General features: G+C 72.2%; 12 protein-coding genes. 3 read left to right on the forward strand and 9 right to left on the reverse strand.

Annotation, left to right across the window (positions count from 1 at the left end; all coding sequences use genetic code 11):
- The first annotated feature begins 32 nt into the window (after nt 1-32).
- Nucleotides 33-476, forward strand: a complete 444-nt coding sequence (locus tag ACGF5O_RS36690) for a GNAT family N-acetyltransferase (RefSeq protein ID WP_393814243.1) — start codon at nt 33-35, stop codon at nt 474-476.
- Nucleotides 477-734: 258 nt separating this feature from the next.
- Nucleotides 735-3137, forward strand: a complete 2403-nt coding sequence (locus ACGF5O_RS36695; protein WP_393814244.1) for a M4 family metallopeptidase — start codon at nt 735-737, stop codon at nt 3135-3137.
- Between the two features lie 56 nt (nt 3138-3193).
- Here ACGF5O_RS36695 and ACGF5O_RS36700 read toward each other — a convergent pair whose 3' ends face one another.
- The 3 genes from ACGF5O_RS36700 to ACGF5O_RS36710 all read right to left on the reverse strand — a co-directional run bounded on the left by ACGF5O_RS36700 (nt 3194) and on the right by ACGF5O_RS36710 (nt 6054).
- Nucleotides 3194-4366, reverse strand: coding sequence for a glycoside hydrolase family 64 protein (locus ACGF5O_RS36700; RefSeq protein WP_393814460.1), 1173 nt, complete (start codon nt 4364-4366; stop codon nt 3194-3196).
- 203 nt (nt 4367-4569) lie between these two features.
- Nucleotides 4570-5325 (reverse strand): dienelactone hydrolase family protein, encoded by a 756-nt coding sequence (locus tag ACGF5O_RS36705; RefSeq protein WP_393814245.1) that lies wholly within the window; start codon nt 5323-5325, stop codon nt 4570-4572.
- Nucleotides 5326-5433: 108 nt separating this feature from the next.
- A complete protein-coding gene (locus tag ACGF5O_RS36710) occupies nt 5434-6054 on the reverse strand; it encodes an L-threonylcarbamoyladenylate synthase (protein ID WP_351716437.1) in 621 nt (206 codons plus the stop codon).
- A gap of 456 nt (nt 6055-6510) precedes the next feature.
- Here ACGF5O_RS36710 and ACGF5O_RS36715 point away from each other — a divergent pair, with 456 nt between their 5' ends.
- Nucleotides 6511-8049, forward strand: a complete 1539-nt coding sequence (locus tag ACGF5O_RS36715; protein ID WP_393814246.1) for a helix-turn-helix domain-containing protein — start codon at nt 6511-6513, stop codon at nt 8047-8049.
- A 123-nt stretch (nt 8050-8172) separates the two neighbouring features.
- Here ACGF5O_RS36715 and ACGF5O_RS36720 read toward each other — a convergent pair whose 3' ends face one another.
- From ACGF5O_RS36720 to ACGF5O_RS36745, 6 genes are read right to left on the reverse strand one after another with little or no spacing between them, the layout of a single operon-like run.
- Nucleotides 8173-9405: a cytochrome P450 gene (locus tag ACGF5O_RS36720; protein ID WP_393814247.1), complete on the reverse strand. Its 1233-nt coding sequence runs from the start codon at nt 9403-9405 to the stop codon at nt 8173-8175.
- A complete protein-coding gene (locus ACGF5O_RS36725) occupies nt 9402-10628 on the reverse strand; it encodes a cytochrome P450 (protein WP_393814248.1) in 1227 nt (408 codons plus the stop codon). Before ACGF5O_RS36725 ends, ACGF5O_RS36720 begins: the two co-directional genes overlap by 4 nt.
- Nucleotides 10625-11248 carry an ATP/GTP-binding protein gene (locus ACGF5O_RS36730; protein ID WP_362603085.1) on the reverse strand — a complete coding sequence of 208 codons (624 nt, stop codon included), beginning with the start codon at nt 11246-11248 and terminating at the stop codon, nt 10625-10627. Before ACGF5O_RS36730 ends, ACGF5O_RS36725 begins: the two co-directional genes overlap by 4 nt.
- Nucleotides 11220-11582, reverse strand: a complete 363-nt coding sequence (locus tag ACGF5O_RS36735) for a DUF742 domain-containing protein (protein ID WP_362603082.1) — start codon at nt 11580-11582, stop codon at nt 11220-11222. Before ACGF5O_RS36735 ends, ACGF5O_RS36730 begins: the two co-directional genes overlap by 29 nt.
- Nucleotides 11579-12001, reverse strand: a complete 423-nt coding sequence (locus ACGF5O_RS36740; RefSeq protein ID WP_393814249.1) for a roadblock/LC7 domain-containing protein — start codon at nt 11999-12001, stop codon at nt 11579-11581. Before ACGF5O_RS36740 ends, ACGF5O_RS36735 begins: the two co-directional genes overlap by 4 nt.
- On the reverse strand, nt 11998-13527 hold the full coding sequence (locus tag ACGF5O_RS36745) for an ATP-binding protein (RefSeq protein ID WP_393814250.1): 1530 nt from the start codon (nt 13525-13527) through the stop codon (nt 11998-12000). Before ACGF5O_RS36745 ends, ACGF5O_RS36740 begins: the two co-directional genes overlap by 4 nt.
- Nucleotides 13528-13741: the final 214 nt, after the last annotated feature.

Consider the following 13741-nt stretch of genomic DNA (forward strand, 5'->3'; position numbering starts at 1 on the left):
GGTGGCGGGCCGCGGCGGACAGCGTGCCGATCATGGCGGATCGGACGTTGCGGTCGGCGTCGGACGCGGATGTCGAGGCGATGGCCGAACTGCGGGCCGTCGTGCTGCGGGACGACCTGGAGCGGCTCGGCCGGTACGACGCGCGGCGCGTCCGGCAGCGGCTGCGGGACGGGTTCGGCGGGGCCCACGCCTGGGTGATCGAGGTGGGCGGTGCCTTCGCCGGCTGTGTGGCGCTGCGGCCGACCGGGGACGCCCACTGGCTGGAACACTTCTATCCGGCCCCGCACGCGCAGGGCGGCGGCATCGGCACGGCCGTGCTGCGCGAGTTGCTGGAGCGGTGCGACCGCGACGGTGTCCCCGTCAGGCTGAACGTCCTGCGGGGCAGCGCGGCCCGGCGGCTGTACGAGCGCCATGGGTTCCTGGCCGAGACCGAGAGCCAGGTGGACGTGTTCATGGTGCGCCCGCCGTCCCCGTGAGCGCCGCTCCGTCCCGACCGCGCCGCCCTGCATAGGGAAAACCCTCGAACGCTCCCGACCTGGCTGACATGTGCGGGTCAAATCTGGAATCCTCGCTCAGCACACGCTTTCTCCCTGGCGTGTCCACGGATCGCGGACCACGCAACCCGGTCCACGGATCCCGGTTCCCGCACAGCTCAGCTCTTCCCGGACAGCACATCCCCGTCTGCCCGGTCTGTCACCGGCCGCGACCCGGCGGCCGCAGCAGGAGGAGTACGAGTGAGACGTCTTCCCCACAGACGGGCCACGGTAGGAGCCGCCCTGGTCTCCACCGCGGCCTTCCTCGCCGTCGGCATCCAGTCGGTCCCGGCGAACGCCAAGCCCGCCACCCCCCACCCGAGTCCCGTGCGCACCGGCGGCCTCGAGGCGAAGCTCACCCCCGCCCAGCACACCGCGCTCATCAAGAGCGCCCAGCAGAAGACCGCCGCCACCGCCCGCACCATCGGGCTCGGCGCCAAGGAGAAGCTGGTCGTCAAGGACGTCGTCAAGGACAACGACGGCACCCTGCACACCCGTTACGAGCGCACCTACGGCGGCCTCCCCGTGCTCGGCGGCGACCTGATCGTGCACACCCCGCCCGCCTCGCTGGCGGCCGGCACGGTGAGCACCACCTTCAACAGCAAGCGCACCATCACGGTGCCCACGGTCAGCGCGGCCTACAGCAAGTCCGCCGCCCAGACCAAGGCGCTCAAGGCGGCCAGGGCCCTCGACGCGCAGAAGCCCGTCGCCGACAGCGCCCGCAAGGTGATCTGGGCCGGGAACGGCACCCCGAAGCTCGCCTGGGAGACCGTGGTCGGCGGCTTCCAGGACGACGGCACGCCCAGCAAGCTGCACGTCGTCACGGACGCCACCACCGGCAAGGAGCTCTACCGCTACCAGGCCGTCCAGACCGGCACCGGCAACACCCAGTACAGCGGCACGGTGACCCTGAACACCACGCTGTCGGGTTCGACGTACCAGCTGTACGACACCACGCGCGGCGGCCACAAGACGTACAGCCTCAACAACGGCACGTCGGGCACCGGCACCCTGATGACCGACTCCGACGACGTCTGGGGCACCGGATCCGGCTCCAACACCCAGACCGCCGGCGCCGACGCCGCCTACGGCGCCCAGATGACCTGGGACTTCTACAAGAACACGTTCGGCCGCAGCGGCATCAAGAACGACGGCGTCGCCGCCTACTCGCGCGTCCACTACAGCACGGCGTACGTCAACGCCTTCTGGGACGACGACTGCTTCTGCATGACCTACGGCGACGGCACCAGCAGCACCCACGCGCTGACCTCGCTGGACGTGGCCGGCCACGAGATGAGCCACGGCGTCACCTCGAACACGGCCGGTCTCAACTACACCGGTGAGTCCGGCGGGTTGAACGAGGCGACCTCCGATATCTTCGGCACCGGTGTGGAGTTCTACGCCAACAACTCCTCCGACGTCGGCGACTACCTCATCGGCGAGAAGATCGACATCAACGGCGACGGCACGCCGCTGCGTTACATGGACGAGCCGGACAAGGACGGTTCGTCCGCCGACAGTTGGTACTCCGGAGTCGGCAACCTCGACGTGCACTACTCCTCGGGGCCCGCGAACCACATGTTCTACCTGCTGTCCGAGGGCAGCGGCAGCAAGACCATCAACGGCGTCACGTACAACAGCCCGACCTCCGACGGCGTCGCCGTCGCCGGCATCGGCCGGGCCGCGGCCCTGCAGATCTGGTACAAGGCGCTGACGACGTACATGACGTCCAGCACCAACTACGCGGGCGCCCGCACCGCCGCCCTGAACGCGGCCGCGGCGCTGTACGGCACCAGTTCCGCCCAGTACGCGGGTGTCGGCAACGCGTTCGCCGGCATCAACGTCGGCAGCCACATCACCGTGCCGACCTCGGGCGTCACGGTCACCAACCCGGGCAGCCAGTCCTCGACCGTCGGCACCGCGGTGAGCCTGCAGATATCGGCGAGCAGCACCAACAGCGGCTCGCTGACCTACGCGGCGACCGGTCTGCCGACCGGCCTGTCGATCAGCAGCTCGACCGGCGCCATCACCGGCACACCCACGACGGCGGGCACCTACAGCACCACCGTCACGGTGACCGACTCGACGGGTGCCACCGGCACGGCCGCCTTCACCTGGACCGTGAGTTCCAGCGGCGGCGGGGGCACCTGCACCTCGTCCCAGCTGCTGGGCAACCCGGGCTTCGAGTCGGGCAACACCACCTGGACGGCGACCAGCGGTGTCATCACCACGGACAGCGGTGAGGCGGCCCGTACCGGTTCGTACAAGGCGTGGCTCGACGGCTACGGCTCCACCCACACCGACACGCTGTCCCAGTCGGTGACGATCCCGTCCGGCTGCACCGCGACCACGTTCACCTTCTACCTGCACATCGACACGGCCGAGACCACCACCAGCACCCAGTACGACAAGCTGACGGTCACCGCCGGTTCGACCACGCTGGCCACGTACTCCAACCTCAACGCGGCCTCCGGGTACGTGCAGAAGTCCTTCAGCCTCGGGTCCTACGCGGGCTCGACCGTCACCCTGAAGTTCAGCGGTGTCGAGGACTCCTCGCTCCAGACCAGCTTCGTCGTCGACGACACCGCCGTCACGACCGGCTGACGCACCGCAGCCGAGTGTCCCGCACCCGCGAGCCGGGTGCGGGACACTCGCGCGGATCAGCTCAGCGGGTCGAGCGTGAGGTACGCCTGCTGCGGACTGCCGTCGTTGACCAGGGACTCCTGGTTGCCGACGTCGTCGAAGGCGAAGGCATACGCCTTGCCGTCGGCCGTCTGGGCGTGCACGGCGCGCGCGTACTGGTTGGTCACCGAATCCTTGTAGAAGTCGGCCGGGTTGGTGTCCGGCTGGTTCGAACTCGTCAGCAGCGTCGACCGGTTGAAGCCCGCGCAGAGCGTGCGCGAGATCGGCCCGCGGACCAGGTCGTTGGGCGCGTCGAGCAGGTTGTGGCAGCCGAAGATGCTGTTCGCGTCGGGCTTCTGGAAGCTCGTCACCACCGCCCCGGCGGAGTTGGTGAAGTTCATGACGTTCCCCGAGACCCGGCCGTAGTACTTGGTGTTCGGCTGGTCCGTGAACGGCGTGACGGTCAGGGTCGACGTCGCGTACTTCGACCAGACCCGGTTGACGTAGTCGTCCATGACCGTCGTGGCGAGCGCCCCCGTCTCCACCCCGTAGAGCGGGGAGAGCGCGCGGAGCACGGTCCCGTCGGACCGGGTCTGGACCAGGTTGGCCCAGCCGCCCGACTGACCGCGCAGGGCGCTGAAGAACCCGTTGTACCCGCCCGACTTGAGGTGCCCGGTACTGACCGTGCTGCCGTCGGAGCGCTGCACCCCGACCGCGTACGGCACCGAGAACATGTCCACCTGGGTGCTGTTGATCCACAGACCCGAGTCGTTCAGCGTGTATTCGGACCAGTTGAAGAGGATGTTGCGGTTGGGGTCGGTCGGATTCTGCACCGCGGGCTGCACCAGACCGCCGGTGGTCAGCCTGAAGTCGAGCTTCTGGCCGTAGGAGAAGTAGATCCGGCCGGAGAACTTCGGGATCCGGATCGTCTTCGACTGGCCCGCCGCCGGGCCCGTGATCGAGGCGTCCGGCGCCGGGGTCGGCGGGTTGCCGCCGGCCGGCCAGGCGTGGAAGGTGCCGTTCGCGTCGGCCCAGCCCTGCTGTCCCGAGGAGAGCTGGGTGCCGAGGTCGTAGACGTACACCTGGTCGCCGCGGCCGGAGTTGTTGGTGATCTTCAGCGGGATCGTGTCCGGCACGGCCGCGCCGGCCGGTGCCGGCGTGCCCAGGGCGAGCGCCCCGCCGATCAGCGCCGCCGCGGCCGTGAGCGGCAGCGTCCGGCGTACGAGTCCTGTGCGCACTCTCCACCTCCGTGTGGGGTCGGGGTTGGTCCGGAAATTGGTCCGGACCAGTTCTGAGAGCGCTCTCAGGTTGGCGGCGGGTCGGGTTCATGTCAACAATGCGGACGGAATCGGGGGCCCGTCGCCCGACGGGCCCCCGGAATCGGTACGGCGGGTGGATCGGTGCCGCGGGTGGCTCAGAAGGTGCGCTTCAGCAGGTCGAGCAGCGCGGACCAGTGCCGCTCGTCGGCCTCGGCGGAGTAGGCCGGGGTGTCGGCCTGCGTGTAACCGTGGTCGGCGCCCCGGTAGATCTCGCAGGCGTTGCGGACCCCGGCGGCGGTGAGCGCCGCCTCGAAGGTGCCGATCTGCTCCTCGGTCATCGACTGGTCCTGGTCCGCGAAACCGAAGTACAGCTCCGCGGTGATCCGGTCGGCCAGCAGGTGCGGGCTGTCCGCGTCGTCGGTGACCATCCGGCCGCCGTGGAAGCCGCCCGCGGCCGCGACCCGGTCCGGGAACGCGGCGGCGGTGCGCACCGCCAGCCGGGCGCCCATGCAGTAACCGGTGATCGCCACCGGCCCGTCGGCCACCAGCGGGCTCTGTGCCAGCCAGCCCAGGTAGGCGGCCGAGTCCCGGTCGCTGAGCTCGGGCGTCAGCGACATCATGACCGGCATGATCCGCTGCCAGATCGTCGGGTCCGCCGAGGGGTCGATGAACTCGGGGAGGTCGATGACCGGCGTGCGGCCGGTGCGGTAGAACACGTTGGGGAGCAGGACCGTGTAGCCCGCGCCGGCGAGCCGGTCCGCCATCGACTTCAGGTGCGGACGGATCCCGAAGGCGTCCTGGTACAGCAGCACGCCCGGGTGGGGGAGTCCGTCGGCGGGGTGGGCCAGGTAGGCGTCGGCGACGCCGTCCTCGGTGGTGATGTCCACGTCGGTTCCCTGTACGGCGGTCATGGCGCAAGTGCCTCTCTGTGGAGTCGGCGTCGGGGACACCCGGCGCGGCATGTCCTGATCATCGTGGCACGCGGGGGTGGGAGCGACGTGGACGGGGGATCCTCGAGTTCACTCGAAGCGGGAGGTGTCGCCCGCGCCCCGGCGGACGATCTCGGCCTCCCCGCCGGAGAAGTCGATGACCGTGGTCGGCTCGGTCCCGCACTCCCCGGAGTCGACCACCGCGTCCACCTGGTGGTCCAGCCGGTCCTTGATCTCCCAGCCCTGGGTCGGCGGCTCCTCCTCGTCCGGCAGCAGCAGGGTGCTGGACAGCAGGGGCTCGCCCAGCTCCGCCAGCAGCGCCTGGGTGACCACGTGGTCGGGGATCCGGACGCCGACGGTCTTCTTCTTCGGGTGCAGCAGCTTGCGCGGCACCTCCCGGGTCGCCGGGAGGATGAAGGTGTAGCTGCCGGGCGTCGACGCCTTCACGGCCCGGAACACGTCGTTGTCCACGCGCACGAACTGGCCGAGCTGCGCGAAGTCCCGGCACATCAGCGTGAAGTGGTGCCGGTCGTCCAGATGCCGGATGGTACGGATCCGGTCGATGCCGTCCCGGCTGCCGAGCTGGCAGCCCAGCGCGTAGCAGGAGTCGGTCGGGTATGCGATGAGCGACCCCGAGCGGACCGCGTCGGCGATCTGCGAGATGCTGCGCGGCTGCGGGTTGTCGGGGTGCACGTCGAAGTACTTCGCCATTCGCCGAGCTTATGCCGTGCGGCGGCTTCCGGCCGACCGAGCGGGCTCCTGGCGGACGGCCGTAGGCGCTGCGCCGGCAGTGCCGGGATGTGTCGTGGTCCGGCTGCGGCGCGGTCGTGGCTGGTCGCGCGGTTCCCCGCGCCCCTTTCGGGGCGCTGTCGAACCGTCGGCCGGCTGCGGCGCGGTCGTGGCTGGTCGCGCGGTTCCCCGTGCCCCTTCAGGGCGCTGTCGAACCGTCGGGCTGGAAATCGGTGGGCATACCCCGTGGATTTCCGGGCAGCCGGAGTACCAGCCACCCCGGGACCCTCCCCCCGGTCCCGGGTGAGGCTTCTCCGTCGGCGGCCCTTCCCCCGAGGGCCGCCGGCGGAGGCGTGGCCGCCGGTCGGTGCCGGGCTTCGTTCATCGGGTAACGTCCGTGGACCGAGGGCGACGCGTGGGACGAGGGGCAGGGCGAGAATGGCAGGCCGAGCAGGCGAGGGCCCGCGGCACCCGGCACTCCAGGGCGACGGCTGGGCCGAGCGGCTCCTCGACCATCTGCGTCCCGGCGCCCGTGACCCGCGCCGGGTCGTCGCCTGGCTGGCCGGAGCCGTGCAGGGGACCGGCTGTCTCCAGGACGCCGACGGCAGCCTGCTCGCGGGGACCCCGATGCCCCTCGACCCCGGACTCGTGGCCGACGTGGTCGCCGGGCGGATCTCCGCCGCCGCCGTCCAGGACGGCGACCGCCACCTGCGGCTGGTCGCGGTCCGCGCCCAGGACCCCCGTCCGGGGGCCGCCGGACTGCTCGCCGTGGCCCGCGCGACCCCCTTCGACCGGCGCGCCGCCGACATCGTCACCCACACCGCCGGGGTCGTCGAACTCCTGCTGCGCGAGCGGGAACTGACGACCGCCGGACACCGGCTCCGACGCGCCGCCGCCGACCTGCGCCTCGCCATCCTGCAACTCCTGATGGTGGAGGACACCGTCTCCGCGCGCCGCGTCGCGGCCGGCCTGTGGCCCGGACTGCTCGACACCGACAGCGCCTGCGTGTACATCGTCGAGGGGCACCCGGCGGAACGCGACGGCCTCGCCGAGGACTGCCTCGACATGACCCACGGCCAGGCCCTCGTCGTGCGCTGCCCCGCCATGGACGGGCACGTCATCGTCCTCAGCCCGGCGCCCGCGACCGCCCAGCGGCTGCGCTCCCTGGTCGACGGCCGCCCCGGCACCTTCCTCGGCGGCAGCGTCCGGCAGAGCCTGGCCCAGACGTCCACCGCCTACGGCCAGGCCGTCAGCGCCCTCGCCGTCGCCCGCTTCCGCCCCGACCAGGCCGCCGTCTACGCCGAACGCACCCACCCGGAACGGCTGATGGACCCGGGCGTGCTGCACGCCTGGTCCGCCGCCGTGCTCCGGCCGCTCGACACCCTGCCCCACCACACCCGCGCGGAACTCCTCGCCACCACCCGCCTCGGCCTGGAGTTCACCGCCGTCAGCGCGGCCAAGGTCCTCGGCGTCAGCCGCAACACGGTGCGCGCCCGCATGGACCGGGTCGAGACGCTGCTGGGCGCGGACTTCTCCGACCTCACCGTGCGTGCCGCTGCCCATCTGGCCCTCAACACCCAGGCGGCCCTGACGGAGGAGCTCGCCGCGACGGTGCCGACGGCGACGCGGCCGTCCGGCGTCCGGCTGGGCGACCTGCTGGCCGGTCCGGCGCTGCGCGCCTGGGCGCACGACCTCCTGGACCGCCTGGACCGGGACGGCCGCGACCTGCGCGGCACCCTGCGCGCCTGGATCGCCGCCGGCGGCAACGCCGAACGCGCCGCCCACGGTCTGGGCGTGCACGCCCAGACCGTCCGCGAACACGTACGGGGCGCCGAACCCGTCCTGGAACGCCAGCTGCTGGCCGCCGGCACCGATCTCTACGAGGTGGTGCTGGCCCATCTCGCCCTCGGGGACCTCGCCGTACCCGCCCTGCTGCGGGCGAATCCGGGCCAACCGGACTCATCTGTGCACGGGTGAGTCCTCGGCGGGTACGAACGGGCACCGGCGCGATACCCAACGGCCGTATCCGGACGTATGTTCACGTTGTGGCGGGGGCACGACCGGAACGGGGGACCGGTCGGAGCCCCCGCGACCTCTGCCTCACGCCTCCAGCCGTACCGGGATCTCCTGCCAGCCGAACGCGATGAACGACGGCACCTGGCGCAACTCGTCGTCGCCGACCGCGAGCCGCAGCTCCGGGAACCGCTCGAAGAGCGCGGGCAGCGCGGCGAGCGCCTCCGCCCGGGCCAGCGGCGCGCCGATGCAGCGGTGCACCCCGATCCCGAACGCCAGATGGTCGTCACCGCCCCGGGCCGCGTCGAACACGGCCGCGTCCGGCCCGTAGTGCGCCGGGTCCACGCCCGCCGCCGCGTACGTCGTGATGATCGCGTCCCCGGCCGGAATCGTCACGTCCCCGACCTTCAGGTCGCTCACCGCGAACCGCAGCGGCAGGGAGGCGATCGACGGGTGCACCCGCAGCGTCTCGTCGATCACCGCGTCCCAGCCGACCGCCCCGGACCGCACCGCCGCCAGCTGCGCCGGATCCGTCAGCAGCGCCACGACCGCGTTGCCGATCAGGTTGACCGTCGTCTCGAAGCCGGCGCCGATCACCAGCAGCAGCGTGTACAGCAGTTCCTCGTCGCTGAGCTGGTCGCCGTCCTCGTCGCGGACCCGGATCAGCTCCGTGGTCATGTCGTCGCCCGGGTGCTCCACCTTGTACGCGATCAGCCCGCCGAGGACCGTGCCGATCCGCTCCTGCACGAACGCCGCGTGCTCGGGGGTCGGGTCGGAGGTGTCCATGATGGCCGCGATCAGCGCGCCGGTGTCGTCCCGCATCTCCTCGGGCACGCCGAACAGTTCGCAGATCATCCGCATGGGCAGCGGCTGCGCCAGACCGGCCCGCAGGTCCACCACCGAGCCGTCGGCCCCCTCGGCCGCCAGCGCGTCGAGCAGCTCGGCGGCGATCGCCGCGACCCTCGGCCGCATCGCCTCGGTACGGCGGTGCGTGAAGCTCGGCGCCACCAGCTTGCGCAGCCGGGTGTGGTCGGGGCCGTACGCGGAGAGCATGTTCACCACGCCGATCCAGCCCAGCACCCAGCCCCAGGAGGGGTGTTCGCCGATCTCCGGCCAGAGCCGCCAGTGCCTGCGCGGGTCCTTGCTGACCTCGGGATCGAGGATGAGTTCCTTGAGGACGTCGTACCCGGTGGGGGCCCAGGCGGGTATGCCGCCGGGCAGTTCGACGGGCACCACGGGGCCGAGGGCGCGTAACCGTGCGCTCTCCGCCGGGATGTCGGAGCCGAACGGGTCGAGAGCGATGCGGTCGGTGACGGTCACGACGACTCTCCAGGCTGGTCGGGGGAGCGGGGGCTGAACCGGACGGGCAGCGAGGTCAGCGAGCGGTGGAACGGGCCGGGCCGCCAGTTGAGCTTCTCGCGGGGCAGGACCGGGTCGAGGTCGGGCAGCCACAGGGTGAGCCGCTCGATCGCCTCGGTCGCGATGAGCAGCGCGTGGTGCCTGACCGGGCAGGCGTGCGGACCGGCACCCCAGGACAGGTGCGAGGCGTCTCCGGCGCGCCGGCCGCTGGTGACCTCCCGTTCGGCGAACAGCCCGACCGCGCCGAAGGAGACCACCACCGGGATCGCCGGCCTGACCCACGCCCCGTGGAAGGAGACCGGCCGACGGGCGTAGTAGATGCCGTAGTTGGCCAGCGGGGTCTCGTGGTGCAGCACTTCCACCACCGCGTCCATGACCGGGCGGGCGCCGCTGGTCAGCGTGGAGTAGTAGAGCGGGTTGCCGAGGATCCGGGAGAGCGCGTTGGAGACGAGGTTCGTGCTCGGCTCGTAGCCGGCGCCGAGGGTGAGGAACACCTGCCAGGTGACCTCCTCCGGGGTCAGCCGGGCGGGATGGTCCAGGAGCATGCTCGGCAGGTCCTCGCCGCGCTCCTCCACCTTGGCGGCGATCAGCCGCAGCACGTACTCGACGAAGTCCGCCTCGCCCGCCGCCGCCTGCGCGCCGCCCTCCATCATCTTCAGCAGGCCCTCGTTGAGCCGGTCGCCCTGGCTGTCCGGCAGACCGAAGAGGTTGTTGAAGACCAGGGCCATCAGGGGCCGGGTGAAGTCGGTGACGAGGTCGGCCTCGCCCCTGGGCCCGAACCGGTCGACCAGCAGCCGGACCGCCCGGTGCACCAGCTGGCGCAGGTCGTGCGGCTCGATCAGGTCGAACACGTCGATGAGGGTGGCGCGGTAGCGGATGTGGGCGTCGGAGTCGGAGAACAGGGCGTTGGGCCGCCAGCGCATCATGCCGAGCAGCGGGGAGTCCTCGGGGACGGTCGCCTCCCAGTCCCGCGGGTCGTGCGAGAAGGTCTCCACGTCCCGCAGCACGTCGAGGGCGGCACGCCGTTCGGTGACCACGTACGCCGGCGTGCCCGGCGCGAGCTCCGCCCAGCCCACCGGACCCTGGGCGCGCAGGGCCGCGTAGTAGCCGTGCGGGTTGCGGGCGAACCCGTCCTCCCACAGCCGTACCGGACCCGAGACGGTGAAGGACTGCTGCGCGGTCATCGGGCCTCCGCCGGCCGGTCGTCGATCAGATGCTGGACGAGGGCGAGCAGCGCGTCGACCGAGGAGTGCGCGTCCCGGGCGTCGCAGTTCACCATCGGGGTGCCCGGCGCCAGGTCCAGCGCGGCGCGCAGCTGGTCGCCCGTGTAGTGGCTCGGCGCGTCGGGGAACGCGTTGAAGGCGACCGCGTACGGCAGCCCCGCCTCCTCCACCAGACCGAGCACGTCGAAGGAGGCGTCGACGCGCCGGCTGTCGACCAGGACCAGGGCGCCGAGCGCGCCGTAGGAGATGTCCTCCCACAGGGTCCGGAACCGGTCCTGCCCCGGCGTCCCGAACAGGTACAGCACGATCCCGCCGGACAGGCTGATCCGCCCGAAGTCGATGGCGACGGTCGTCGTCTCCTTCTCCCGTACCCCGTCGAGATCGTCGACGGGGACGGAGGCCTCGGTCAGATGCTCCTCCGTGTGCAGCGGGCGGATCTCCGACACCGAGTCGATCAGGGTCGTCTTGCCCACCCCGAACGGCCCGGTGACCAGGATCTTCACCAGGTCGCGGGCGCCGTCGGGGAGATGGGTGCCGCCCGCGCGGGGCAGCTCACTGGTGCTTGAGGGCGCGGAGGCCATCGGCCACTCTCTTCAGCAGGTCGGGGTCGAACCGTTCGGCGGGCGGGATCGGCGCGCGGGCCTGGACCAGGCCCCGGTCGGCGAGATCGGCGGCCAGCACCCGCACGGCGGAGAACGGCAGCCGCAGCAGCGCCGCCGCCTCCACCACGGTCAGCGCGCCGCCGGACAACAGCTCCAGCAGGGCCAGTTCGGCCGCCGGCAGACCGGCGGGCAGGGGAGTCCCGTCACGGGTGAGCACCGTCAGCCGTTCCAGGTGCGGACGGCTGGGCCGGGCCACCCCGCCGGTCGACAGGTACGCGGGGACCAGAGGACGGCCGCCACGGCGGCCGGTCATGCCGGCGCGCCGCCGTCGGAACCTCTGGGCGAAGCCGCCATCGCCTTCTCGCCCAGCCGGGCCACCTGCGAGTGCACCCGGTGCGCCAGCAGGTCGAGGCGCACCTCCGGGTCGCCGTAGGCGGCGACACAGGTGCCGTGGTCGGTCGGCACGATCAGCACGTACCCGTGGTCCGACTCGATGACCACCTGCCGTACGTCGGCCCGGTCCCGGTCCGCGAACGCGGCGGCCGCGGCCCGGCAGGCGCCCTGCACGGTACTGGTGATCGCGGCGACCCGTTCGGCACTCGCCCGGGACAGGCCGTCGGTGTAGCCGGTCGCGAGTCCGTCCCGGGTGAGCAGAACGGCGGCCAGTACATGCGGCACCTGCAGGACGGGGTCCAGCACCCATGCCGTCTCGCCCGCATCGCGGCTGATCATCCGGCCGCTCCTCCTTCGTCGTCGGTCCGCTGGGGTTCGGGCGCGCTCGCCCGCTTGGGGGCCCGCGCCGCCGCGGTGCCGTACTGCAGGGCCGCGAGCGCCGCCGCCGCCTCCTCGGGTCGGCGCGCGGCCGGCTGCGCCTGCGGCACGCCGGCCGCGGCGGCCGGGGTACGGCGGCGCCGCTGCGGCAGACCGCCCAGGTCACCCGGCTCCACGCCGCCGGGAGCGGGGGCACGTTCGTGTTCGGGCCCCGGCCCGGAAGGCGCCACGGCCTCGGCCGCCGTGCCCTCCGGCACCGACGTCCCGGGCACTGGCGTCCCGGGCACTGGCGTCCCGGGCACGGGCTCCGCGGCTACGGGCTGCGCGGGTACGACCGCCTCGTGCGCGGACGTCTCGCGCGCCGCCGTCGCACGCGCCGCTTCCGTACGCCCCGCTTCCGTGCGCGCCGAGCGCTCCCGGGTCGACCGTGGCGCGCTGGCGGAGGGGGGCCGTTCGTCCGGGTCGATCCGGCCGAGCAGGTGGGTGTCCACCCGCAGCACCGCGCGCACCCCGCCGTACGGCGAGGGCGAGGAGACGTCCACGCTCAGGTCGAACTGGCGGGTGAGCTGGCCGATCGCGGCCAGTCCCATGCGCGGCGGGTCGCCCAGGTCGGTCAGCAGGATCGGGTCACTGCCCGCCACCAGGCGCTGGGCGCGGGCCCGTTCGTCCTGCGTCATGCCGAGGCCCGCGTCGTCGACGGTCACGCAGACCCCGTGATGGACGTGCTCCAGGTTGACCACGACATCGGTGTCCGGCGCCGAGTGGCGCAGCGCGTTGTCCAGGAGCTCGGCGACGATGATGGCGACCGGCTCGACCGCGTGCGACACCAGGGCGGTGCCCGGCTCCAGGTGGTTGTTGACCAGAATCCGGTGGTAGCCGGAGAGCCGGGCCTGGCCGCCGGTGACGGCGTCCACCACGTGGGACTCCTCGCGGGCCAGCCCCACCCAGGCCCCGCAGACCACGGCGGCGACCTGCGCCCGCCGCAGCGACTGCTCGTTCTCGTGGTCCAGCGCGAACAGCGTCTGCGCTAGCTCCGGATCGTCGTAGCGCTGCTGGAGCCCCCGCAGGGCGTCCTGGAGGCGGTACAGGGCAGCCTGGATCTCCCGGGTGGCGCCGCGCATGCCGGCCTGCGCGGCCGCGTCGATCCGGGTGCGCTGCGCGGTCAGTTCCTCGCGCAGCGCGGTGAGTACGTACTCCAGCGCGATCCCGGTGGGGGTCCCGGGTATGTGCTGCCCGGCCGGGCCCGGCACCCTCAGGTGCGGGTGCGTGAGCTGGGCTGCCGCCGCGGGCATCCGGCGGGCGGCGAGATGCTCGACCTCGGTGAGGAACGCGCCCTCGGTGCCCTCCAGCCGGGCGCGCAACTCCGTCACCTCGGCCCGAAGCACGGCCTTCTGGCGCCGCGACCTGAGCAGGCTGCCGCCGAGGGCGAGCGCGGAGAGCGTTCCGGCGGCGAGACCACCGGCCACCAGTTCCGGCAATTCGATCATGGAATCGGTTTCCAGGGGAGTAGGGCAGCAGTGGGCAGGGGGGAGCCCGGGGCCCTCCCATGTGGCGCTCGCTGCACAGTACACACCGTCATTGACCGGCCTCGCACGGTGAATCGTTACATCACTGCGAATCCGTTTGGTGACTGTTCGCTTCTGTGTCAAGTGTCGGAAATGCCCTACAGGTCGGGTGAGTTGAGGCCCGGCGACCGCGTGC

Source organism: Streptomyces sp. NPDC048291, assembly GCF_043201715.1.
GTDB lineage: Bacteria > Actinomycetota > Actinomycetes > Streptomycetales > Streptomycetaceae > Streptomyces.